Source organism: Yinghuangia sp. YIM S09857, from assembly GCF_051388915.1.
Taxonomy (GTDB): Bacteria; Actinomycetota; Actinomycetes; order Streptomycetales; family Streptomycetaceae; genus Yinghuangia.
The window spans coordinates 244,514-268,973 of sequence record NZ_JBPKBH010000007.1; the positions used below are offsets into that span (position 1 = coordinate 244,514).

Consider the following 24,460-nt stretch of genomic DNA (forward strand, 5'->3'; position numbering starts at 1 on the left):
CTCAACCGTCCTGGGCCGGGCTCCAGAATTCGGACTCAGGAATACATTCAAGGCGGTCGGGTGGCCAATCGTCCGGGAGGAACCCCATCCCCGCGCCACCTCTGAGGACCCGCACCAGCCACTCGGTGAACGACATGGGGAACTCGAACCACACGGCTTCGGAGCTGCGGGCCGCGACACCGACGGGCCACGCGTTCGGGTCCGCCTCGGCGAGGACGAAGTAGACGATGTCCCCGTGCTCAGTCGACCCCACGGGCAACACATTGCCGGGGGCCGTGCCCACCACGTACGGGACGTCCTCGTTCACACACACCTGCGAGAGGTCGATCCACTCCCTACAGAACCTCCCCAGGTTGAAGGTCGCACCGGCCGGGTGCAGTACGTCTAGGAACTCCGCCAGGGAGCAAGGTCCGTAGCCGTCAATGAACTCCTTGAAATCACCAGGAAGCACCAACCCCAGCGAACGCTCCAACGCCTCCCAATGCGCGGGGTCGGCATGAGTCCGAGGCGCCGGCCCCAACAGACTCACCAGCTGTTCCATGTGGTTCATCAGCTACCTCCGCTGGTCGGTGGCGCAACATCCGTGTCACACAGTTCGGAGCCAGGGCATTCCGAATGCTTCCACTGCGAACGTCGGGGGTGAGCCCACACGCCCTGGACCTGGGACCGAGCGGGTCCGTTGTTTCCGCTCAACTCGGTGCTCTGACTGTCGTATTCGACCGCAGTAGCTTCTGATGCCGACCAAGGGGTCGCTCGCATCGCTGAAATGCCCCGCTTGCAGCGAGCACAGGCCCAGTTGCCGGTGCCACGCGGCAGCCGACGGTCAGGCCCACCCGGCGCGCGCAGACCAAGTGCCGATTTCACCGTGCATACTCGCGTTCCGCGGATGGCACATGGCGTACACCCGCGCTAGACCTTTGCCATGATCGCTGAGGGCAAAGGGGCACAGTGGCGGAATCCGGAAATCCTAACTGGACCAGCCGGCTCGCGCGGACGTTCGCCGCCATGCCGCTGGTCACCGACACCGTTCGCAACTACGCAACGCGCAGAGCGCTTTGCGACGCCACGACGCTCGACGAGGTCCGGCAGATCTTCTCGGCGGGGCTGAACCAGGCAACCGGCAGAAGAGTCCATCTGGAGATCGACGATCGAGTCGGCTCGTCTGTTCACCATGGACAACTTGGTCATGCTCCGTCACTACCGCGTGACCAATCTGGGCGACCTCTCCATCGTGACACCGGACAGACTCTTGGCGCGGACGGGGCACAAACCGGGAGCGTCGATCGCCGGCACCGTACTGCCCGACAGCCACACCGTGTGGCGCCCCCGCGCGTTCAGGCGACCCGTCCCTGAGGCAGCATCCCACCTTTGGTACAACGCAGACCTGTTCACCAACGAGGCCGGCAACTCCTATGCGGAGGAATCGGTCAAATTCGGGAGTCAACCAGGAGTCAACAAGTCCACTAAGCACGGAATCGCGGCGCTGGTCGCCCACGAGATCGGGCACCTGATCGGCAATGCCTCCCGACATCTGGCGGCCTGGAAGAATATGGCGCGGGAGGAACTGTCACGCGTGGTGATCCGGGACGTACGGACACCCGAGGCCGCAGCGGCCGAGCGCCGTGTCGCGGCCGAGTACACGGCGCAAGTGGCCTTCTTCAGAGACGCACCGAACCATGAGGTCGAGAACCGGCACCGGAAGGAACTGAAGGAAGCGGGATTCACCGGCGACCTGAACTCGATTCCACCGGTGGCCGAAATCCGCACAGAGCGCATAAGCGCGCTGAACGACAAGTACTACGGACCGACTCCGACGAACGAACTGAGCAAGGCCATTGTCGTGGCGCACTCCGGGGAATACGCCGGCACCAGCCTGTACGAGCAGGAAGCAGATAGCGCCATGGCGGCCGTCGTCAACCAACAACAGGCGGACGAGGTAGGCAGGACAACTTTCGGGTACATCATGGAGCCGTTCGGTCGCTCCGCGAACGATGTGCCGCGTGACTATCTCAAGTTCCACACGACGATCGACAATTTCAATCGCGCCGAAGCGACCCGGATCGAATACAAGGGGCAGTGGGGGCCCGGCTACACTCCCCCGAAAAACCCTTGGCTTGACCATACCCCGTCGCAGCAGGCGAAAGGGCCCTGGAAAACTCCGGCCCAGCACGTCGACCAAGATGCCAAGCCCTTGCCCAGTCGGCCCCAGTTGGCGCCTGCACAGGTCCAGGCTCCTTCACAAGGCCAAACGCCAGCGCAGGGCCAAGCACCATCGCAAGGCCAAGCACATTCACCCGCCCAAGCACCATCGCGTGCAGAGGTGCCTTCACAAGCCCAAGCACCATCGCCGGTTCACCGGCCCGGTCCCGTGTCGCAGGCAAGGCAGGAGCCGAGTTCGGCTCAGGCCCCGAGTCCGGTACCCCAGCACGGCGCCGCGTCGGCGCAGGTGGCCGCACGCGGCGTCACTCCGGTGCACCAGGTGCACTCGGCTCCGCGGTCGAGTGAGTCCAGGACCCCGACGGGAGCGGCCGGCAGAGGCCACGCCGCGGAGACAACACCTGGTGTCACGGTCCGGGGCGAAGCCCGTGGCAGCCGCCAGGGACGTGAACTGACCGGCCCTGCCGACGGAATGAGCGGCTGAGAACTCGGAGACGGACACGGGCGTGCGGAGATGGCATGCGTGAGCGGAAGCGCGGCGTGGGGCTTCTCGACGTCGGCTTTGAATCACGCCGCGCCCACGCGGATGACGGAAACCCAGGGGGGAAGGGGCGGGTTGAGACCATAGGCTTCTGTCCTGTGACCGATCGGCTGCCGTTGTTTCCGCTCAACTTGGTGCTCTATCCGGGTCTTGTGCTGCCCCTGAACGTGTTCGAGGAGCGCTATCGGCGTCTCGTGCGGGATCTGTTGGCTCTGCCGGAGGGGGAGCGGCGGTTCGGGGTGGTGGCGTTGCGGTCGGGGCGCGAGGTGGGGGAACTGGCGGGGGATCCGGTCGACGCGGTGTTCCCGGTGGGGTGTGTTGCCGAGGTGGCGACGATCCGACCGCACGCGGACGGGCGGTTCGATGTGGTGGCCACCGGGGCCACGCGGTTCCGGCTGCTGGCGGTGGACGACTCGGGGCCGTACCTCGTCGGCGAGGTCGAGGCGATGGCCGAGCCGAAGGGGGACGACGCCGAGGTGATGACGCTCGCGGTGTCCCGGGCCTTCGCGGAGTACCAGCGCAAGTTGACCGGGGCCCAGGGGCGCGGGCCGGTGGAGTTGCCGGAGTTGCCGGACGACGCGGTGGTGCTGTCGTACCTGGTCGCCGCCGCGATGGTGCTGGACCTGTCGGACAAGCAGAGCCTGCTGGTCGCCGAGGACGGCACGGTACGCCTGCGCGCGGAGCTGTCCCTGCTGCGGCGCGAGAACGCGCTGCTTGAGCACATCCGGGCGCTTCCGGCGGTTGAATTGCTTCGGCAGGGTACGGCGCCCAACTGATGAGTGCCCTCGGCGAGTACGGAACGCACGAGCAACAGGACCAGGGGAACTGCTGTGGCCAAGGCCAAATCCGGGGGGAAGGGCAAGGGGGCACAAGGGGGTACGCCCGCAACTGTCGCCCTGACGCGTGAGGGTGTCGCGTTCACCCTCCACTCGTATGCGCACGACCCTGACGCCCCGTCATATGGCGAGGAGGCCGCCGCGGCGCTCGGTGTCTCCGCCGACCGCGTGTTCAAGACGCTGGTCGCGGACGTCGACGGGACGTTGACGGTCGGCGTCGTCCCGGTCGCGGGCAAGCTCGACCTCAAGGCGCTCGCGGCCGCGGTCGGCGGGAAGCGCGCGGCGATGGCGGATCCGGCGGCGGCCGAGCGTACGACCGGCTACGTCCTCGGCGGCATTTCCCCGCTCGGCCAGAAGAAGCGCCTGGCGACGGTTGTCGACGTGAGCGCGCTGGAGCACGAGACGGTCTTCGTGTCCGCCGGGAAGCGCGGGCTGGAGATCGAGATCGCGCCGGGTGAGCTGCTGCGGATGACGGGCGCGAAGACGGCAACCATCGGGCGGGAGTAGCGGGACGCGCCGGGTGAGCTGCCGGGGATGACAGGCACGAAGACGGCAACCATCGGGCGGGGGTAGCGGGGCCGGGAAGATGCGCCGTCAGTCGGCGCGCTTGGTGAGGTCCGGTCCTGCGGGCGGCGGGGCGTAAGGGTCGTCCGGGTGCCCGGTCGGCGACGGCTGCTGCGGAGCGGTCCCCGGCGGCGGCGGGGCGTACGGCATCTGCGGCTGCGACTGCGGGGGCCACGGGAAGCTCTTCGGGGTGCGGTCGCGCGGGCCGAAGCCCGCGGTCAGGCACAGGAAGAGGATCACCGACGCCATCGGCCACAGGTAGAGGACGCCCTTGGCCTGGATGCGCAGCGGCTCGTCGAACGCGATGCGGCCGTCCCGCTCGAGCAGTTGTTCGCCGAAGGTGTCGGGGCCGAGCGCGCCGCCGACCTTGTAGGCGAGGTACGACCCGAGCATCCCGCCCACGCCGAGCCCGACCGCCACGCCGATGCTGTATTTGCGGCCCTTCCAGAACGCGACGATCGCCAGTACCAGCCCGACAACCGAGCCGATCAGCGCGAACCAGCCGTCGCGTGCGATCTCCGCCTCGGTGGGCGCGTTCGGCCGCAGGTATTCGACGTGGTCCACGATGATCTTCGGGATGTCCGGCGCGATGGCGAACCAGACCGCCCCGGCGGCCACCCCCACGAGAAGGCAGATGCCGAGCACGATGCCGCCCGCGATGACGTCGCCGCGCGCGGCGTCCCACCCCGTCTTCCGGAGGTCGTTCGCGGCGTGTCCGGGCCCCTGGGGGTAGTCCGGCAGGGCGGCGGACGGGGCGGAGGCAGCGTTCTGGTCGAACTGCCAGGGCGACGTCATGCGGTCAGAATCCCATGCTCGTGGTCGGAGTGCCGGTCGGCGGGCGCGGTGTCCGGCGGGTTCAGCCGGGTGCCGTACGCATCCCTCATCCCCGCGAAGTGCGCCGGAACGCCCACGTCGCGAGGGTGAGCATCGCCACGCCGACCCCCGCGCAAACGGCGAGGTTCGCGGCGAAGGCCGTCCAGTCCGGAGTGCCGTACGTGGCGATGAACGCGTCCACCCCATACGACGACGGCAACAGGTCGCGGCCCAGCTCGATCACGCGCGGCATGCGGTCGGCCGGGATCACGCCCAGCAGCAGCGCCGCCGACATGCCCAACTGGCCGAGCAAGGTGGCCAGTTCCTGCCGCGGGGCGAGCAGTCCGAAGACCGCCCCGACCCCCGCGAGGGCGGCGCCCGACAGCGGTACGACGAGCAGCAGCGCCCACAGGTTCGCCAGCGGGAGCTGGAACATCAGGGCGCCGGTGACCGCCGTGGCGATGGTGCCCGGAAGGGTGAACGACGCGTACGCCGCCGCCATGCCCAGCACGACGGCGGCCGGGCGCACCGGCAGCGTCATGTAGTAGTCCAGCGCGTTCGCGGCCCGCAGCGCGCCGAAGTGCTGGGCCAGCAGGTTGAGCGCCACGAACGCGACGACGAGCACGCTCGAACCCGCGACGACGGCCTCGCGCGCGCTGTCGGAGCCGGTGTCGACGACGCCGCGCATGAGGATCATGATGCCGACCGACTGGAAGACGGCGACGAAGAGGAGCGGTACGCGCGAGACACGCGTACGTGACAGTTGCGCGCGGTAGACCGCGACGAGACCGGCCCACAGCGGCGTCGAGGGGGCGAGGTCCACCTGCGGGCGCTCGGCGACGAGCCCCGTCGGGGACGCCCCACCCGGCGCGGCCCCCGCGGCAGACTCCCCCGCCACGGACGCCCCCGCCACAGCCGCCCCGGCCGCGGACGCCCCCGCCGCGGACGCCCCGGCCGCGGACCTCGGTGTGCCCACCGTCGTCATCCCTTGACCAACCCCTCGTGGCGCCCGCCGAGGGCGAGGTACGCGTCTTCCAGGCTCGGCGTCGACAGTGTGAAGTCGTCCAGCACCGCGAACGCGGGCCCCGCCGTGACGGCCGCCAGCAGCTCGCGCGCGGTCGCCGGGTCCATCCGCGTCGTCCAGCGCCGCCCGATCCGCACCGCGTCGCGCGCGAGGCGCGCCACCGCCGGGTCGTCGAGCGGCGGGTCGCCGCGCCACACCAGTTCGAGGCGCACCTCGTCGCCGACGGTCGCCTTGAGGCCGCCCGGCGTGTCGCAGGCGATGACGCGGCCTTCGTCGAGCACCGCGACGCGGTCGAGGACCGTCTCGGCCTCGATGACGTTGTGGGTGACCAGCACGACCGTGGTGCCGCGGTCCGCCCGACGGCGGTCGATCGCGGCCCACACCGCGCGCCGCGCGACCGGGTCCATGCCGGTGGTCGGCTCGTCCAGCACCAGCACCGGGCGGTCACCGACCAGTGCGGTGGCGACGCACGCGAGGCGTCGCTGCCCGCCCGACAGCTTCTTGATCGGACGCTCCGCGATGTCGCGCAGCCCCAGCTCCTCCACGACCTCCGCACGCGCGTCGCGGGCCCGGTCCGAGGCGAGCGCGCGCAGCCGGGCGGTGGTCTCGATCGCCAGACTGACCGTCAGTTCGTCGAGCGCGCCGGACTCCTGGCCGAGGTACGCCACCAGCCGGGCGGCGACCTCGGGCCTGCGCACGACGTCGTATCCGAGCAGGTCGATCGACCCGGCGTCCGGCCGCAGCAGGCCGGTGAGCTGGCGCACGAGGGTGGACTTGCCGGCGCCGTTGGGGCCGAGCAGCCCGAAGATCTCGCCGCGCCGGATGTCGAGGTCGATGTCGGCGTTGGCGTGCACAGAGGTCGCGGCGCGGCGGCGTCCGGTGCGGTACTTCTTGCTCAGCCCGGAGACCCGGTAGCAGGCCGCGTCGGAGCCGCGCACGGGGCCGGTGTCGGGGGCGGCGTGCCCCCTCCCCTGGTACTCCCCTGTGATCGCTGCGCCGAGAATGGCCACGTCGTGCCTCTCCTGCCCGTGCGGCCGCCGCGGCGCGCCGGGGTGTCGTCTGTCGCTTGCGGATGCTGTCGGTGTGGCAGGGACGGAATCCGTGCCCCAAAACTCTACGTGGCGGCGGGGGCTCCCCGTGCCGCACCCCTGGCCAGGACCTGCCGCGCGCGGCCCCACTGGTCGCGCGGCAGCACCGCGCCGCGCCACTGGATGTCGCGCAGCGCGCGCTCCTGGTCGGCGGGCAGGCGCCGGGCCGTGAAGGCGGCGCCCATCTTGAGGAGGGTCCAGGGCTTGGTGGGGAGGCCGACCCGGACCAGCTCGCGCTTGAGGTTGGGCCACCACACCGTGGTCGCGTCCATCAACGCGTCCTCGGCCCCGGCGAGGCGCTTGAAGCCGGCCAGTTTCCCGACCGTACGGGAGATGAGCCACTGCGCGAGGACGGCCAGCGCGAAAAGGACGAGCAGCACGATTCCGAGCGGGATCGTGACACCGCCGAAGAGCAGCAGGATGCCGAGGGCGAGCAGGGCGTACTTGAGGAGGAAGAACATCTCCAGGCGGCCGAGGACGAGGCGGCCCGCGATGTAGCGGATCAGGAGCACGGCCTGCGCGGTGGTCAGCTTGGTGTCGACGTCCGGCTGCCGGTCGCCCGCGGGGTCCTTGGGGTACGCCGGATAGTCGCCCGCGGCGTCGCGCCGCTCCGCCTCCCGCGCGGCCTGCTGCAACTTGCGGCCGCCCTTGGCCGCAGCGAGCCCGGCGCGGCCGAGTCTCGACCAACCGGCCATGGGCGTGTCCTCCATCGGGTCGCGCGGTCGTGCCGACGGGTGGTGTCCGGTTGTCCCCCGCGGACATCCCCATCGTGCCACGCCCGCGCGCCCGTGATACGGACCCGAAGGCCTGTCTATACCTCTGCCGCGGCCCTGCCGCGCCCGAGTCAGCCGTTCTTGCCCGGCCGCGGGTCCGGGCGCTCGGTGCGCAGATCGGGCTGCGGTGCGGGCTGCTGATCGGAGGGGTGGGTGTGCTGTCGGCCGTTGGTCATTTCGGCGTCCCCGTTCCCCCCGGACCTCCCGGCCCGGGGTCTCCGTGGCCGCACCCGGCCGTGCGGCCACATAGGAGACAACGACTCTACGTGCACAAGAGTTCACGCATGGGCTATTTGGCAGTATCGATATGTGCAACTTGCGGCGGTGTAAGGCACCTTGGTGATCAACCGCGCTGTTGTCCCACGTGATTTCGCGCCACGCCCCGATGCGTCGGCCAACGTCGTCGCGACCGGGCTAGAGTGAAGGCTTCCTCGGCCCGGGCGTCCCCTCGGACGGGGTGTTCGCCGTACCTCGCACGGACATCGAAAACAGTGACGGAGGGCTCGTGTCCACTGACAGCTTCGTCCACCTGCACGTACACACCGAGTACTCGATGCTCGACGGTGCGGCGAAGAACGGCAAGATGTTCGCCGAAGTGGAACGGCTCGGCATGCCGGCGGTCGCGATGTCCGACCACGGCAACATGTTCGGGGCGTACGAGTTCTTTCACCTCTCCAAGAAGTCGCCGGTGACGCCGATCATCGGCATCGAGGCGTACGTCGCGCCGAGTTCACGACACAACCGCAAGCCCGAGTTCTGGGCCACCGCGGGCGCGCGCAACACCGACGACGCGAGCGGCGAGGGCGGCAAGGACGTCTCCGGCGGCGGCCGCTACACGCACATGACGATGTGGGCGGAGAACGCCCAGGGGCTGCGCAACCTGTTCCGGCTCTCCTCGCTGGCGTCCATCGAGGGCTACTACATGAAGCCCCGCATGGACCGCGAGATCATCGCGCAGTACGCCGAGGGCATCATCGCGACCACCGGCTGCCCGTCCGGCGAGGTGCAGACGCGCCTGCGGCTCGGCCAGTTCGACGAGGCGATCGCGGCGGCGTCGGCGTACCAGGACATCTTCGGGAAGGACAACTACTTCCTGGAGCTCATGGACCACGGGCTCGACATCGAGCGCACGGTGCGCGAGGACCTGCTGCGCATCGCCAAGCAGCTCGACATCCCGCTGCTGGCCACGAACGACTCGCATTACGTGACCGAGGACCAGGCCGACGCGCACGACAACCTGCTGTGCGTGGGAGTGGGCAAGAACAAGGACGATCCCAACCGCTTCCGGTTCAACGGCACCGGCTACTACCTCAAGTCGTCCGAGGAGATGCGCTCGCTGTTCGGCGAGCTGCGCGCGGCGTGCGACAACACGCTGCTGATCGCCGAGCGCGTGCAGCCGTACGACGAGGTCTTCGCGTACGTCGACCAGATGCCGCAGTTCGACGTGCCCGAGGGCGAGACCCAGGCGAGCTGGCTGCGCAAGGAGTGCGAGCGCGGCTTGGCCATGCGCTTCGGCCCGAACCCGAGCCAGGAGGTGCTGGACCGCCTGGAGATGGAGCTGTCGGTCATCTCGCCGCTCGGCTTCGACTCCTACTTCCTCGTGGTCGCGGACATCTGCAAGTACGCCCGCGACAACGGCATCCCGGTCGGCCCCGGCCGCGGCTCGGCCGCGGGGTCGCTGGTCGCGTACCTGACCCGCATCACCGAGCTGGACCCGCTGGAGCACGGCCTGCTGTTCGAGCGCTTCCTGAACCCGGAGCGCGTCAGCCCGCCCGACGTCGACATCGACTTCGACGACCGCCAGCGCGACCAGATGGTCCGCTACGTGTCCGAGAAGTACGGGGCCGAGTACACCGCGCAGGTCAACACGTTCGGCACCATCAAAGCCAAGGCGGCGGTCAAGGACGCGTCCCGCATCCTCGGCTTCCCGTTCTCGACCGGTGACCGCATCACCAAGGCGATGCCACCGGACGTCATGGGCAAGGGCGTCCCGCTCGCGGACCTCTTCAACCCGGACCACCCGCGCTACAACGAGGGCATGGAGATCCGGGCGCTCTACGAGAGCGACCCCGAGGTCAAGAAGGTCGTCGACACCGGCATGGGGATCGAGGGCCTGATCCGCGGCACCGGCGTGCACGCGGCCGCGGTCATCCTCTCCCGCACCCCGCTCCTGGACCTGATCCCGCTGCACCGCCGCGACAAGGACGGCGTGATCATCACCGGCTTCTCGTACCCGCAGTGCGAGGAGATGGGCCTGATCAAGATGGACTTCCTGGGGCTGCGGAACCTGGGCATCATCGACCACTGCATCAAGATCATCAAGGAGAACCGCGGCGAGGACGTCAGCACCGACAACCTCCCCCTCGACGACAAGAAGACGTACGAACTGCTCGCGCGCGGCGAGACCCTGGGCGTGTTCCAGCTCGACGGCGGGCCCATGCGCGCGCTGCTCAAGCTGATGAAGCCCACCGAGTTCGCCGACCTCTCGGCCGTGAGCGCGCTGTACCGCCCCGGCCCGATGGGCATGAACTCGCACATCAACTACGCGCTCCGCAAGAACGGCCAGCAGCCGATCGAGCCGATCCACCCGGAGCTGGAGGAACCGCTCAAGGACGTCCTCGGGCCGACGTACGGCCTGATCGTCTACCAGGAGCAGGTGCAGCTCGCGGCGCGAGTGCTCGCCGGGTACACGCTCGGCGGCGCGGACCTGCTGCGCCGGGCGATGGGCAAGAAGAAGAAGGAAGTCCTGGACAAGGAGTTCATCCCCTTCCAGGAAGGCATGCGCAAGAACGGTTACTCGGACGAGGCCATCAAGGCCGTGTGGGACGTCCTGGTCCCGTTCGCCGGGTACGCGTTCAACAAGTCGCACTCGGCGGCGTACGGCCTGGTCTCGTACCACACCGCCTACCTCAAGGCGAACTACCCCGCGGAGTACATGGCCGCGCTGCTCACCTCGGTGGGCGACGACAAGGACAAGATGGGCGTCTATCTGTCCGAGACCAGGCGCATGGGCATCCGGGTGCTCTCCCCCGACGTCAACGAGTCGGCGGTCGAGTTCACCGCGGTCGGCGACGACATCCGCTTCGGTCTGACCGCGGTGCGCAACGTGGGTGCGAACGTCGTCGAGTCGCTCATGAAGACCCGCAAGGCGAAGGGCAAGTACACGTCCTTCCAGGACTTCCTGTCGAAGGTCGAGATCGTGGTGTGCAACAAGCGCACCGTCGACTCGCTCATCAAGGCGGGCGCCTTCGACTCGCTCGGGCACAGCCGCAAGTCGCTGTGCGCGGTGCACGAGAACGCGATCGACGCGGTCATCGGGCTCAAGCGGCAGGAGGCGAACGGCCAGTTCGACCTGTTCGGCGGCGGCTCCGACGAGCCGGACGACAAGCCCGCGGTCGGCCTGGACTTCAAGCTCTCGGACGACGAGTGGCCGCGCAAGCAACTGCTGTCCACCGAGCGGGAGATGCTGGGGCTGTACATCTCCAGCCACCCGCTGGACGGCGCCGAGCACATCCTCGCGCGCAACCGTGACATGTCCATCGCGGAGCTGGTCGGTTCGGGCCAGACCGAAGGCTTCGTCAAGCTCGCGGGCCTGATCACCGGGGTGGACCGGCGCATCAACAAGGGCGGCAACCCCTGGGCGATCGTGACGCTGTCCGACCACGACGCGTCCATCGAGGTGCTGTACTTCCCGAAGAACTACCTGTTGTTCTCGCAGGAGTTCATCGAGGACAACGCGGTCGCGATCCGCGGCCGGATCAACGAGCGGGACGGCGCCCTGTCGGTCTTCGGCGAGGAGCTCGTACCGCTGGACATCTCGGCGGCCGAGCACGGCGGCAAACCGCCTGTGATCCTCAAGGTGCACGAGCGCCGCATCACGCCGGAGCTGGTGGGCCGCCTGAAGTCGGCGATCCTGGCCCATCCGGGCGACACCGAGGTGCGGCTGCGCATGGAGAACCGCCTCGGCGGCACGACGCTCCTGCGGCTGAACCCGACGGTGGAGAACAACACGGCGTTCGCCTCGGAGATCAAGGTCCTGCTCGGGCCCGATTCGTGGGTGGTATGACACCGCCGGACGGATCAGGCCCGGACGCGTCGGGGCGCGACATGTCGAGTGCCGATGGGGCGGGTTCCGGCGCGGCCGGTTCCGACGAGTCGGGTTCCGGCGGAGTGGACGAGGCGGGAGACGTACCCCTGCACGGCTACGGCGGAGCCAACGACCCCTACCTCGACCCCGCGGCGCACCGCATGCACGGCGTCGGCATCGCCGTGCAGGCCGACGCGCCGATGTGCCTACGTTGCGACGGGCCCGGGATCCTGGAGGCCCGGGTGCCGCACGTTTGGGACAACGGGTTCGGCGAGCCGCTGCCCTGCGTACGCGTGCTGGTCCTGTGCCCGGCGTGCGACCACGCCGACCCGGACGCCGCGGACCTGCTCGCGCTGTTCCGGGTCGACGACCGCGTCGACGGCGGCAACGCGGCGGTGTTCGCCGAGCTGGCGGGCGACTGGGTGACCGCGGTCGCGGCCCGCCCGGCTGACCCCGCGACGCTCGTCGAGGCGGACTGAGCCGTACGGGTCGCGCCTCCCCCCGAATTGCGTGTCGGGGCACGGACGCCGGGCAACGGGAGTTGGACGTCGCTCGAACGGGTGGCTAGCGTGACAAGTTCGTGAGTGCCGCGTACGCCGACGCGTTCGGCCGAACCTCCACCGCAACCGAGTCTCAGGGAGAACAGCAACCGTGGACGTCTGGGAGATACTTCGCCCACTGATCGTTCTGGTCGCGGTCCTCGTCCTCACCGGGGTCGTCACCTGGCTGCTGGCCAAGGTCGCGCGCGAGGTGCAGACCAGACGGCCCAGCTCCGGGCCGCTGTGGCCGATGCTGCGCAGGTCCCGCGCGTCGTGCGTGGTGACGCTGGCCGTCGTCCTCGCCCTGATCGCCGAACCGGCCGCGGACCTCCCCGACAACTCGCGGGACACCGTCCGGCACGTCCTGGTCCTGTGCGTGATCGGCTCGTGCGCGTGGCTCGCCATCCACGCCGCGAACGTGCTGATCAACACGTCGTTCGAGAAGTACGCGGCGGTCGCCACCGACGCCGGGAAGGTGCGCCGGGTCCGCACCCAGATCGACCTGATCCGGCGGGTCGGCTCGGCCATCGTCGGGGTGATCGCCATCGCCTCGATGATCATGACGTTCCCCGCGATGCGCACGATCGGCACCAGCCTCCTCGCCTCCGCCGGCCTCATCGGCGTCGTCGCGGGCCTCGCCGCGCAGAGCACGCTGGCCAACCTGTTCGCCGGGATCCAGATCGCGTTCAGCGACATGGTCCGCATCGGCGACTCGGTGGTGGTCAACAAGGAGATGGGCACCGTCGAGGAGATCACGCTGACGTACCTCGTGGTCAACACGTGGGACCAGCGCCGCATCGTCATGCCGGTGTCGTACTTCACGGGACGCCCGTTCGAGAACTGGTCGCGCACCGACACCCGCATGACCGGGACGGTCTTCCTGCACCTCGACCACTCGGCCCCGGTCGCGGAGCTGCGCGACGAGCTGCACCGGCTGCTGAAGGACTCGGGGCTGTGGGACGGGCAGGGCTGGAGCCTGTACGTCACCGACACGACGCCCACCACGATCGTGGTGCGCGCGGTGGTCACCGCCCGCGACGCGGACGACGTGTGGACGCTGCGCTGCGAGGTGCGCGAGAAGCTGCTCGACTATGTGCGCCGGAAGCACCCGTACGCGCTGCCGCGCGTACCGACCGGCCCGGCGGCGGTCGGCCCGGTGTACGGGGACGACGCATGGGGCGAGGGCCGGCCCGAGGCGGTCCCGGCCCCGGCCGGGCCGAAACGGTTCGTCGAGCTCGCCAAGCGGCAGAAGGTCGACCTGGGCAAGGCGGAATCGGACGCCGCCGGGCCGCACGCGGGCGCCGGCGGGGTCGACCTGACGCGGCGGGGCGGCTCCGGGCAAGTCGACCCGGGGCAGGACGGCCCGAAGCGGGACGGATCCGACGGGCACGCCGACGCGGCCGCACGGATCCCCGCGAGCCGGGCCGGGTCCGGGATGCGGGAGCGCGAGGAAGGCGGCGTCGACGCGGCCGGCATGGCGCAGGCCGACCACGGCGGCGGCCCCGACACGGGCAAGTGAGCGGTCAGAGCGGGGCCATGCCGGGCCAGCCCTCCGGGTTGGACCCGGTCTCGTAGTCGAACGGCTCCTCGTGCCGCCACGGCCGCCCGGTCAGCTCCTCCCAGGCGTCCTCCGCGACATAGAGGAGGGCTTCCCCGTCGTACTCGGCGGCCGTGTAGCGGCAGAACTCGGTCGGCTCGGCGAGCACGTGGGCGTACGCCTCCCGACCGGCCGCGACGACGCCGCACCGGGCGTACAGGAACCCGTCCGCGGACATCGGCACGGGCACGCCCTGACGGTCCGTCACATCGATGTAGGGCAGCGCCGCGAGGTCGGCGCGGTCCAGGCGGTACAGCGCCTCCGCGAGCCGGTCGGCGAACCCGATGATCGCCGACTTCGAGCGGGTGGCGAGCACCTCGGTCAACCGCTCACAGGCGTCGTCGTCCGCACGACCGCCGAGCAGGTCGATGAGCTCCCAGAATTCGTCCCATCCCAACACCCATAAATCGTCACATGCCGACGGGCAACCTGCCTGCTACGCCGCGTTCGCGTCCATCTCCTCCAGGAACGCCAGCGCGGCCGCCCAGGCCCGGTCGGCCGCCTCGGCGTCGAAGTCGGGCAGGTCGGGGTCGGTGAAGATGTGGCCGGCGCCCCGGTAGCGGTACACCTCGACGTCGGCACCGGCGGCGACCATGCGCAGGTACCAGGCGTTGAGCCAGTCCTCGGTCTCGAACGGGTCGGGGTCGGCGACGTGCAACTGGACGGCGGTCTCGGTCTCCGCCTCGTCGCGCAGGTCGGACGTGCCGTGGAACATCAGCAGGCCGCCCGCGTACTCGTCGGCGAGCGCGAGGTTCTGGGCCAGTGAGGCACCCATGGAGAACCCGGAGTACACGACGCCCTTCCCGAGCGGCCCGGCCGCCGCGACCGCCCGGCGCAGCAGCTCCTCGACGCCGATCTCGTCCTTGATCTCCATGCCCTCCTCGACGGTGTCGACCACCCGCCCGTCGTAGAGGTCGGGAACGGTCACCTCGTGCCCCGCCTCCCGCAACCGCTCCGCGGCGTCGAGCACGGCCGGGCGCAGCCCATAAGCGGAATGAAACAAGATGATGCGGGCCACGGGGGTCCTCGTCTTTCGGTGCGGTGGTAGGTGCGGGGATCAGCGGACGGCGGTCGGATGCGGCAGGCGCGCGTGCGCCGTGCGCGGCGAGTGCGGGCGGGTGGACGTGTGCTGTGCGTGACGACCGCGCACGGGTGCATTCGGCAGTACCAGCCCTCCATGATCCCCACCACCCGCCACCCGGGCCAACCCGGACGCGCCGTCCCCGCTGCGCGCGGGGCGCAACAAGTGCGGCCCCAGGCAGCGCGGAGATGCGGAGCGGCGCGCAGTCGGATGCGTGGAACCGATCAGGTAGGGGCCGGCGCGCGGCAGGAACAGTGCCCGACCAAGCCATGCAACGGAGTGCAGGGCCTCGATCCATGAGCTGGTGAAGTGCGCGCAGGGAAGCGGGTGGGCGAGGGCACAGGGGCGGGCGGGCCGATCAGGTGAGCGCGGGCGGACGGGATGGGCAGGGGCAAGCAGGTGAGCGAGGCACCCGGGTGGGTGGTGGCACGCTCGCGGGTGATGGCACGCGGGTAGGTGGAGGCACGCGCGGGGGTGGTGGCACGCGGGTAGGTGGAGGCACGCGCGCGGGTGGTGGCACGCGGGTAGGTGGAGGCACACGAGTGGGCGGGGGCGTACGGCTGGGTGGTGGCACACGAGTGGGCGGGAGCGTACGGATGGGTGGTGGCACGTGGGTGGGCGGGGCAAGCAGGTGGGTGGATGCACTCGCGTGAGTGGCACGCAGGCGGCGTCCGGTCAGGTGTCGTTCCCGTTCACACGATTCTCCGGAGGTCGATGCGGCGCATGATTCGGTCGACGGCTACCGGGTCCTGGCCCGGTTCGGCGCGGGCGCGTTGGAGTTCTTCTCGGGAAGCCTCGGCCAGCTCCTCCTCCACGCGGCGGAGTTCGCGTTTGCGGCGGCGGCTTTCGGCAAGGGCGTCGCGGGCGTCCTCCTCGTACGCGTCCGGGCGGACCTGGGCGATGATCGCCTGTTGGCGGGCCCGCAGTGTCTCGATGACCTCGTCGGGCAGTTCCCCCTCGGACTCCATCTCGCGCAGGCGCACCAGGGCGGCCTTGGCGCAGCGTACGCGCAGGGCCTCCTCGGCCGCGCCGACCGCGTCCTCCGACTCCCGTACGCCGAGCCGCTTGACCAGCCACGGCAGCGTCAGCCCCTGGAAGACCAGCGTCACCATCACCACCGCGAACGCGATCACGATGAGGCGGTCACGGCCCGGGAAGGGGTCGCCCGCGTCGGTGGTCCGCGGGAGCGCCAGGACCAGGGCGACGGTGGCCACCCCGCGCATGCCCGCCCACCACAGCACCGCGGTCTCGCGCGGCCCGACCGGCGCGAGGTCCTTGACGTCGGGGTCGTCCTCGTCCGCCGCGCGGCGGTTGCGGCGTCGGGCGAGGACGGCGGTGGGGAACAGCCAGATCCCGCGTACCACGATGACGGTCGCGACCACCGCCGCCGCCTCGGCCAGCACGTCGCCGGTGTCGCCGCCCAACGCCTCCAGGACCGCGCGCAGTTCCAGGCCGATGATGCCGAAGGTCAGCCCGGTGACCATGAGTTCCACGACGGACCAGAAGACGCCGCCGGAGACGCGGCCGATCGGCTCCTCCGCCTCGACGTTCTTCGCCCGCATGATGAGGACGTTGACGATGACCGCGAGCACGCCCGAGCCGCCCAGTTCGTCCGATCCGATGTAGGCGACGAACGGGACGATGAACGAGCCCATCACGCGCAGCCGCTCGTCGTTCAGGTAGCGGAAGCCCCAGCGGGCCACGATCGAGACGCCCCAGCCGACCGCGACCGCGACGACGGCCGACAGGAAGAACCTGCCGACCGCCTCGCCCGCCGAGAACGATCCGGTGACCGCCGCAGCGACCGCGACCTGGTAGAGCACGATGGCCGTCACGTCGTTGAACAGCCCCTCGCTCTCCAAAATCGACAGGAGGCGCCGGGGCAGGCGCAGCGTCGACGCGACGGCCGACGCCGCGACCGGGTCGGGCGGGGCGACGAGGGCGCCGAGCGCCACCGCGGCGGCGATCGGCAGACCGGGGACGACCTGGCTGGCGACGAAGGCGACGGCGGCCGTCGTGACGAACACGAGTGCGACGGCGAGCAGCAGGATGGCCTTGGCGTTTGCGAGGAACTCGCGCCAACTCGTACGCCATCCGGCGGTGTGCAGCAGCGGCGGGAGCAGGAGCGGCAGCAGCATGTCGGGATTGAGCCGCAGCTCCGGCAGGCCCGGGATCACGGCCAGCAGCAGTCCGCCGATGGTGATGACGACGGGGTACGGCATCCGGATCCACGACGCCGCCGGGACCGCCACGAGGGTGACCAGGAACAGCAAGAACAGGACGGTCAGTTGGTCCACGGGACTCCCCCACGCGCCGCCGGAACACGGGTGGGGTCACGGTACGTCGGATTTGTCCGTTTGTTCGGGAGGCGCCCCGCGCGGCGTACGGCCAGGTCGCGTCGCCGGGCGTCGGCCGGCGGCCCCGGCTCCGCAGGTCGCGGCCGCGCCGGATCCCGGCCGGCCCGCCGTACCAGGCGCGCGGACTACTGACCGTCGGCCACGCGCTCCAGGGCCCGGGCCAGGTCGTCCGGGTAGGTGCTGTCGAACTCCACCCAGTCGCCGCTGCCCGGGTGCTCGAAGCCCAGGTGCACCGCGTGCAGCCACTGCCGGTCGACGCCGAGGCGCTTGGCCAGGGTGGGGTCGGCGCCGTACATCATGTCGCCCACGCACGGGTGGCGCAGCGAGGACATGTGCACGCGGATCTGGTGGGTGCGCCCGGTCTCCAGCTTGATCGACAGCAGGCTCGCGGCGCGGAACGCCTCGACCGTGTCGTAGTGCGTGACGCTCGCCTTGCCGCTCGCGACGACCGCCCACTTCCAGTCGTGCCTGGGGTGACGGTCGATCGGCGCGTCGACGGTGCCGGACAGCGGGTCGAGGTGGCCCTGCACGAGCGCGTGGTAGCGCTTGTCCACCGTGCGGTCGCGGAACTGCTGCTTCAGCAGGGTGTACGCGCGCTCCGACTTGGCCACCACCATCAGCCCGCTGGTCCCCGCGTCGAGCCGGTGCACGACGCCCTGGCGCTCGGCCGCACCCGAGGTGGAGATGCGGTACCCGGCCGCGGCGAGGCCGCCGACGACGGTGGTGCCCTGCCAGCCGGGGCTGGGGTGGGCGGCGACACCGAGGGGCTTGTCGACCACGACGATGTGCTCGTCGTCGTACACGACGTTCATGCCGGGGACCGGCTCGGCGACGATCTGCACCGGCGCGGGGGCGGCCGGCATCTCGACCTCCAGCCAGGCGCCGCCGACCACGCGGTCGGACTTGCCGGCCGGCTTGCCGTCGACGAGCACCTTCCCGGACGCGGCCAGCTCGGCGGCCCGGGTGCGGGAGAACCCGAACATCCGGGCGAGCGCGGCGTCGAGGCGCTCGCCTTCGAGGCCGTCGGGTACGGGCAGCGTGCGGATCTCGGGCGAGCCGGTGGAGGAGGTCACCCGTCGAGTATGCCGGGTGCGGGGATCAGTCCGTCTTCTCGGCCTTGCCGCCGGTCTCGCGGCGGTCGGCGGGCTCGTCCTCGGTCGGGTCCGCGGGCTCATCCGCGGCCTCGTGGACCGGCTTCTCCGCGACCTCGTGGTCCGGCTTCTCCGTCGCTTCGTGGACCGGCTTGTCCGCGGCCTCCGCAAGCTCGGCGGCCCGGTCGGCGCGGGTGACTCCGGACGTCCCCTCGCCCGCGGAGTCCTCCTCCGTGTCCTTGCCCGCGTCCTCCTCCGACTCCTCGCCCTCGCGCGTCCCGTCCGGCTGGAGCCCCAGGAAGGACAGCAGCACGATCAGGCAGCCGCCGACCACGATCGCCGAGTCGGCGAGGTTGAAGACCGCGAAGTGCTTGGGCGCGATGAAGTCGACCACGTGCCCGCGCAGGAACCCGGGCGAGCGCAGCAGCCGGTCGGTGAGGTTGCCGAGCGCGCCGCCGAGCAGCAGGCCGAGCGCGATCCCCCACGGCAGGCTGTAGAGCTTGCGGGCGAGCCGCAGGATCACCACGATCACCGACGCCGCGATCAGCGTGAAGACGATCGTGTACGCCTGCCCCATGCCGAACGCCGCGCCCGCGTTGCGGGTGCCGCGGAACTGGAGCCAGTCGCCGATCACGTCGATCGGCGCCTCGCCCTCCAGCTTCGCCACCACGATGAGCTTGGTGACCAGGTCGAGGACGTACGCGATGGCCGCGACGCCGAGCAGGACCGCGATGCGGGGACGGCGTACGCGATCGGACGGCGCGGCGGAGGAGTCCGCCGCGCCGTCACCGGATGCGGCCGGACGACCGTCCCCCGGGTCGGCGGGGCGCTCGTCGGCCGGCCCGGAGGTCGATCCCGTGCCGCTGTCCGTGGTGCCGTCCTTCTCGCTGTGCTGCCGGGTGCCCGTGCGGGCGGCCCCGTGGTGATCCGCGCTGTGGTCCGCGACGTGATCCGCGTCCTGGGCGGCGAGGGGCGTGCTGCCGTCCCGCCGTTCCGCTCCGGTGCCGATGGTGAGCTCCGCTTCTGGGTTCAGCGCGGAGCACCGTCCGGGGCGGCCCGGTCGTTATCGGCGTTCCTCGCGTTCTTTGCAGGTGACACACAGGGTCGCACGCGGGAAGACCTGGAGTCGCGCCTTCCCGATGGCCGATCCGCATGACTCGCAGGCACCATATGTGCCGTCGGCGAGCCTGCGAAGGGCCCGCTCCGACTGGCTCAGCATGCCACGGGTCTGGTTGGTCAGGGCCATCTCGTGTTCGCGCTCGAAGTTCTTGGTCCCGGCGTCCGCCTGGTCGTCGCCCGCGCCGTCGCCGGAGTCGCGCAGCATGTCGGCGATCTCGTGTTCGGCGTACTGGATCTCGCTGTTCAGGCGGGCGACCTCGTCGATGAGGCCGTCGCGCAGTTCGCGCAGCTCGTCCTCGGTCCACGGGTCCTCGCCCGGGCGGACGGGGTAGGTCGCCGCCTCGTGGATGCCGCCCGGCGGCGGGGCGACGGCCGTGGCCGTCGCGGTGCGCACCGGGGCGGCAGCAGTCCCGGCACTCGGGCCGGCCTTGGTCTTGGCCGCCGACGCGCCGACGCGCGCCGTCGTGGAGCGCGTGCTCCTGGTCGGCCCGCCGGACGCTGCGGCGCTTCCCGCGGTCTTGGTGGACCTGGCCGTCGTCGCGCTGCGGGCCCGTCCTCCGGCCGCCTTGCCGCTCTCCGCCATGGTCACGGCCCCCTCGTTCCGTAGGGTCTTTTCGGACATACTGCACAAATTTCACAAAACAGCTCGGGAAGCTTACGCCCACCCCATGCCCCCGCCAACAGGGCGCGCTGCCGGGTCCGGGAGCTTCGTCAGCCCCGGCGACCGGCAACGTAAGTCGGTTGTGCCCAGAACCGGGCGTGACTATCCCTAGTTGTGCGTGTCCGCTTCGTTACCGGATGCCGGTTCGTTCGTTGGACACTGTTGAACGCAGCGCTACCAAGCGGTAACCCGACGGAAACGGCGCGACCGACCGCGGCTATCCGCGCAGGGCCGCGAGGGTGACGGCGAGGTCCGGGGGCGGTTCGGCGACCTCGACCACTTTGTCGCGGCTCGTCGCGCCGGTGACCAGGGTGATCTGGCGCCGGCGGACCCCCAGCGCGGCCGCGAGCGCCTTGAGCGCGGCTTCGGTGGCCTTGCCCTCCACGGCCCGCGCGTTGACCGCGACGACGAGCGCGTCGCCGTGCGTCCCTCCGACGGCGGTGCGCGAGGCGCCGGGCTTGACCCGGATCGCGATGCGGCACGGCGCGGGAGCGGAGGCAGGGCTCATGGCGACCATGATGCCGGGCGTCGGGGGCGGGGCGTCGGGGGCGGGGCGTCGAGGGTGGGGCGTCGGGGGCGGGGCGTCCGCGGTCGGCGCGCGGGCCCGGGAAACCCGGGGGCGAACGGGTCCCGCGTGCCCGTAGAATTCGGGAGGCGAGACGGTGTCGATGGGACGAGTACGTCCGTACGCAGCCTTGAGCGATCCGGGGACGGTGGGAGCCCGGAGGCGAGCGCGGTCCGAAGATCACCCCGGAGCCGCCGGAAGAGCGGTCCCGTACGGACCGGGTAGAACCGGCGCTCGCCGACCTTTGAGTGGGTCGTGCCGTACCACCGGCGCGGCCAAGAAGGGTGGTACCGCGGGGCGTTCGCCGCCTCGTCCCTTCAGCCGGCAGCTTTTCACGAGCCCGCGGAAGGAAGACAGGTATGTACCGCCCGGTACCGGCGCAGGTCGATCTGCCCGCCATGGAACACGACGTCCTCGCGTTCTGGCAGGAGCACGGCATCTTCGACCGCACCCTGGAGCGCACCGCCGAAGGGCCGCGCTGGGTCTTCTACGAAGGTCCGCCCACCGCCAACGGCATGCCGGGCGCGCACCACATCGAGGCGCGCGTCTTCAAGGACGTGTTCCCGCGCTTCAAGACGATGAAGGGCCACCACGTCCGGCGCAAGGCCGGATGGGACTGCCACGGCCTGCCGGTCGAGCTCGCCGTCGAGAAGGAGCTGGGCTTCTCCGGCAAGCAGGACATCGAGGCGTACGGCATCGCGGAGTTCAACGCGAAGTGCCGCGAGTCGGTGCTGCGCCACGTCGACGCGTTCGAGGAACTGACCACCCGCATGGGCTACTGGGTGGACATGTCCCAGGCCTACCGCACGATGGACCCCGAGTACGTCGAGTCGGTGTGGTGGTCGCTCAAGGAGATCTTCGACAAGGGCCTGCTCGTGCAGGACTACCGCGTCGCGCCGTGGTGCCCGCGCTGCGGCACCGGCCTGTCCGACCACGAGCTCGCGCAGGGCTACGAGACGGTCGTCGACCCGTCGGTGTACGTCCGCTTCCCGCTCACCTCGGGTCCGCTCGCCGAGCGCGCCGACCTGCTGGTGTGGACGACCACGCCGTGGACGCTGGTCTCCAACACCGCCGCCGTCGTGCACCCCGACGTCACGTACGTTCTGGCCGCCAAGGACGGCGAACGACCGGTCGTGGTCGCCGAGCCGCTCGTCGAGAAGGCGCTCGGCGAGGGCTGGACGGCGAGCGGAGAGCGGTTCACCGGGCGGGAGTTGGAGCGCTGGGCGTACCGCCGCCCGTTCGACCTGGTCGAGCTGGAGGGCGCCAACTTCGTGGTGCTCGCCGAGTACGTGACCACCGAGGACGGCACCGGCATCGTGCACGCGGCCCCCGCGTTCGGCGCCGAGGACCTGGCGGCGGTCCGGCCGTACGACCTGCCGGTGGTCAACCCGGTGCGCACCGACGGCACCTTCGAGGAGGGCCTGCCGCTGGTCGGCGGGGTCTTCTTCAAGAAGGCCGACGAGGCGCTGGTGGCCGACCTCCAGGCGCGCGGGCTGCTGTTCCGGCACATGGAGTACGAGCACACGTACCCGCACTGCTGGCGCTGCCACACCGCACTCATCTACTACGCGCAGCCGTCCTGGTACATCCGCACCACCGCGGTCAAGGACGCCCTGCTGCGCGAGAACGAGCGAACCAACTGGTACCCGGACACCGTCAAGCACGGCCGCTACGGCGACTGGCTGAACAACAACATCGACTGGGCGCTGTCGCGCAACCGCTACTGGGGCACGCCGCTGCCCATCTGGCGCTGCGCCGAGGGCCATCTGACGTGCGTGGGGTCGCTCGCCGAGCTGTCCGAGCTGACCGGGCGCGACGTGTCGGGGTTGGACCCGCACCGGCCGTACATCGACGGGGTGGTCTTCGGGTGCCCGGCGAAGGCGGGCGACGCGGCGTGCGGGGCCGAGGCCGTACGGGTGCCGGAGGTGATCGACGCCTGGTACGACTCGGGCGCGATGCCGTTCGCGCAGTGGGGGTACCCGTACCGCAACCGGGAGATCTTCGAGCAGGCGTACCCGGCGCAGTTCATCAGCGAGGCCATCGACCAGACCCGCGGATGGTTCTACACACTGATGGCGGTCGGCACGATCGTCTTCGACCGGAACTCCTACGAGAACGTCGTCTGCCTGGGCCACATCCTCGCCGAGGACGGCCGCAAGATGTCCAAGCACCTGGGCAACATCCTCCAGCCGATCCCGCTGATGGACCAGCACGGGGCGGACGCGGTGCGGTGGTTCATGGCGGCCGGCGGCTCGCCGTGGGCCGCGCGGCGCGTGGGGCACGGCACGATCCAGGAGGTCGTGCGCAAGACGCTGCTCACGTACTGGAACAGCGTCAGCTTCCAGGCGCTGTACGCCCGGACCAGCGGCTGGACGCCCTCCGCCGACGACCCGGCGCCCGCCGACCGCCCGCTGCTCGACAAGTGGCTGCTGTCCGAGCTGCACCAGCTCGTCGCCGACGTCGACGCGGCCATGGAGGCGTTCGACACGCAGCGCGCGGGCAAGGCGCTGTCGGCGTTCGTCGACGACCTGTCGAACTGGTACGTCCGCCGCTCGCGCCGCCGCTTCTGGAACGGCGACGCCGCGGCGCTCGCGACCCTGCACACCGCGCTGGAGACGGTGACGCGCCTGATGGCGCCGCTCGTGCCGTTCATCACCGAGCGCGTGTGGCAGGACATCGTGCGGCCGGTCGACGCCGGGGCCCCCGAGTCGGTGCACCTCGCCGACTGGCCGGTGTCGCATAGCGCGCTGGTCGACAAGGAACTGTCCGCGCAGATGCGGCTGGTGCGGCGGCTGGTCGAGCTGGGCCGGGCGACCCGCGCCGACTCGGGCGTCAAGATCCGGCAGCCGCTCGGCCGCGCGCTCATCGGCGCGCAGGGCTGGGACGCGCTGTCCGACGAGCTGCGCGCGCAGATCGCCGAGGAGCTGAACGTCGTCTCGCTGGCGTCCCTCTCGGACGCGGGCGGCGACCTGGTGGAGTTCTCCGCCAAGGGCAACTTCCGGGCGCTGGGCAAGCGCTTCGCCAAGGAGACGCCGAAGGTGGCGGGCGCCATCGCGGCCGCCGACGCGGCGGAGCTGTCCGCCGCGCTCAAGGCATCCGGCACCGCGACGGTGCTGCTGGACGGCGCCCCCGTGGAGGTGTCCGCGGACGAGGTGATCATCACCGAGACGCCGCGCGAGGGCTGGGCGGTCGCGAGCGAGGCGGGCGCGACGGTGGCGCTCGACCTGCACCTGACCGACGAACTGCGGCTCGCGGGTACGGCGCGCGAGGCGATCCGGCTCATCCAGGAGGCCCGCAAGACCTCCGGCTTCGACGTCGCGGACCGCATCGCGGTGTGGTGGAGCGCGGACGAGAGCGAGCACACCCAGTCGGCGCTGCTGGCCCACGGCCCGCAGATCGCCGAGGAGGTGCTGGCACTGCAATTCGCCGAGGGCGCGCCGGAGGACGAGGAACTGCCGCTGCACGGCGACGAGGGCCTGGGGCTGCGGTTCTGGCTGCGGCGGATCACCTGATTCGACGACCCCGACCGTGGGGGGGGGGGGGGGGGGGGGGGGGGGGGGGGGGGGG

General features: G+C 70.8%; 18 protein-coding genes and 1 pseudogene. 7 read left to right on the forward strand and 12 right to left on the reverse strand.

The features are described 5' to 3' along the window. Position 1: 1 nt before the first annotated feature. Positions 2-550 (reverse strand): SMI1/KNR4 family protein, encoded by a 549-nt coding sequence (locus ACRX5S_RS17385; protein WP_436773848.1) that lies wholly within the window; start codon positions 548-550, stop codon positions 2-4. A gap of 621 nt (positions 551-1,171) precedes the next feature. Between ACRX5S_RS17385 and ACRX5S_RS17390 the strand changes: the two genes are divergently transcribed. From ACRX5S_RS17390 to ybaK, 3 genes are all read left to right on the forward strand, one after another. Next, the gene (locus ACRX5S_RS17390) at positions 1,172-2,641 is read left to right on the forward strand and encodes a hypothetical protein (protein WP_436773849.1); all 1,470 of its coding nucleotides are present in this window, start codon (positions 1,172-1,174) and stop codon (positions 2,639-2,641) included. A 155-nt stretch (positions 2,642-2,796) separates the two neighbouring features. Beyond that, a complete protein-coding gene (locus ACRX5S_RS17395; RefSeq protein ID WP_436773850.1) occupies positions 2,797-3,474 on the forward strand; it encodes an LON peptidase substrate-binding domain-containing protein in 678 nt (225 codons plus the stop codon). A 54-nt stretch (positions 3,475-3,528) separates the two neighbouring features. Further along, complete coding sequence (ybaK, locus tag ACRX5S_RS17400) at positions 3,529-4,041, forward strand: Cys-tRNA(Pro) deacylase (protein ID WP_436773851.1); 513 nt, start codon at positions 3,529-3,531, stop codon at positions 4,039-4,041. A gap of 87 nt (positions 4,042-4,128) precedes the next feature. On the opposite strand, the gene ACRX5S_RS17405 is transcribed toward ybaK, so the two are convergent. The 4 genes from ACRX5S_RS17405 to ACRX5S_RS17420 form a co-directional block, all read right to left on the reverse strand. Continuing rightward, the gene (locus ACRX5S_RS17405; protein WP_436773852.1) at positions 4,129-4,893 is read right to left on the reverse strand and encodes a hypothetical protein; all 765 of its coding nucleotides are present in this window, start codon (positions 4,891-4,893) and stop codon (positions 4,129-4,131) included. Positions 4,894-4,978: 85 nt separating this feature from the next. Then, positions 4,979-5,896 (reverse strand): ABC transporter permease, encoded by a 918-nt coding sequence (locus tag ACRX5S_RS17410; RefSeq protein WP_436773853.1) that lies wholly within the window; start codon positions 5,894-5,896, stop codon positions 4,979-4,981. Next, a complete protein-coding gene (locus ACRX5S_RS17415) occupies positions 5,893-6,873 on the reverse strand; it encodes an ABC transporter ATP-binding protein (RefSeq protein WP_436774053.1) in 981 nt (326 codons plus the stop codon). Before ACRX5S_RS17415 ends, ACRX5S_RS17410 begins: the two co-directional genes overlap by 4 nt. A 176-nt stretch (positions 6,874-7,049) precedes the next feature. Then, the gene (locus ACRX5S_RS17420; RefSeq protein ID WP_436773854.1) at positions 7,050-7,718 is read right to left on the reverse strand and encodes a hypothetical protein; all 669 of its coding nucleotides are present in this window, start codon (positions 7,716-7,718) and stop codon (positions 7,050-7,052) included. Positions 7,719-8,301: 583 nt separating this feature from the next. On the opposite strand from ACRX5S_RS17420, the gene dnaE reads away from it, so the two are divergent. From dnaE to ACRX5S_RS17435, 3 genes are all read left to right on the forward strand, one after another. Next, positions 8,302-11,862 carry a DNA polymerase III subunit alpha gene (gene dnaE / locus ACRX5S_RS17425; RefSeq protein WP_436773855.1) on the forward strand — a complete coding sequence of 1,187 codons (3,561 nt, stop codon included), beginning with the start codon at positions 8,302-8,304 and terminating at the stop codon, positions 11,860-11,862. A gap of 41 nt (positions 11,863-11,903) precedes the next feature. Continuing rightward, the gene (locus ACRX5S_RS17430) at positions 11,904-12,362 is read left to right on the forward strand and encodes a DUF6300 family protein (protein WP_436773856.1); all 459 of its coding nucleotides are present in this window, start codon (positions 11,904-11,906) and stop codon (positions 12,360-12,362) included. Between the two features lie 172 nt (positions 12,363-12,534). Further along, the gene (locus ACRX5S_RS17435; protein WP_436773857.1) at positions 12,535-13,941 is read left to right on the forward strand and encodes a mechanosensitive ion channel family protein; all 1,407 of its coding nucleotides are present in this window, start codon (positions 12,535-12,537) and stop codon (positions 13,939-13,941) included. A gap of 4 nt (positions 13,942-13,945) precedes the next feature. Here the strand turns inward: ACRX5S_RS17435 and ACRX5S_RS17440 are convergent, their stop codons facing one another. The 7 genes and pseudogenes from ACRX5S_RS17440 to ACRX5S_RS17470 all read right to left on the reverse strand — a co-directional run bounded on the left by ACRX5S_RS17440 (position 13,946) and on the right by ACRX5S_RS17470 (position 20,836). Next, a complete protein-coding gene (locus tag ACRX5S_RS17440; protein ID WP_436773858.1) occupies positions 13,946-14,419 on the reverse strand; it encodes a DUF4240 domain-containing protein in 474 nt (157 codons plus the stop codon). A 36-nt stretch (positions 14,420-14,455) separates the two neighbouring features. Next, on the reverse strand, positions 14,456-15,037 hold the full coding sequence (locus tag ACRX5S_RS17445) for a dienelactone hydrolase family protein (protein WP_436773859.1): 582 nt from the start codon (positions 15,035-15,037) through the stop codon (positions 14,456-14,458). 755 nt (positions 15,038-15,792) lie between these two features. Beyond that, entirely contained in the window at positions 15,793-17,397 is a 1,605-nt protein-coding gene (locus ACRX5S_RS17450; protein ID WP_436773860.1) for a Na+/H+ antiporter, read from the reverse strand. Positions 17,398-17,582: 185 nt separating this feature from the next. After that, entirely contained in the window at positions 17,583-18,530 is a 948-nt protein-coding gene (locus tag ACRX5S_RS17455; protein WP_436773861.1) for an RluA family pseudouridine synthase, read from the reverse strand. 292 nt (positions 18,531-18,822) lie between these two features. After that, positions 18,823-19,431, reverse strand: a pseudogene (lspA, locus tag ACRX5S_RS17460) (signal peptidase II); the annotation flags it as partial. A gap of 180 nt (positions 19,432-19,611) precedes the next feature. After that, entirely contained in the window at positions 19,612-20,250 is a 639-nt protein-coding gene (locus ACRX5S_RS17465; protein WP_436774054.1) for a TraR/DksA C4-type zinc finger protein, read from the reverse strand. A 295-nt stretch (positions 20,251-20,545) separates the two neighbouring features. After that, complete coding sequence (locus tag ACRX5S_RS17470; RefSeq protein WP_436773862.1) at positions 20,546-20,836, reverse strand: DUF167 domain-containing protein; 291 nt, start codon at positions 20,834-20,836, stop codon at positions 20,546-20,548. Between the two features lie 416 nt (positions 20,837-21,252). Here ACRX5S_RS17470 and ileS point away from each other — a divergent pair, with 416 nt between their 5' ends. Then, the gene (ileS, locus tag ACRX5S_RS17475) at positions 21,253-24,405 is read left to right on the forward strand and encodes an isoleucine--tRNA ligase (RefSeq protein WP_436773863.1); all 3,153 of its coding nucleotides are present in this window, start codon (positions 21,253-21,255) and stop codon (positions 24,403-24,405) included. Positions 24,406-24,460 lie beyond the last annotated feature (55 nt).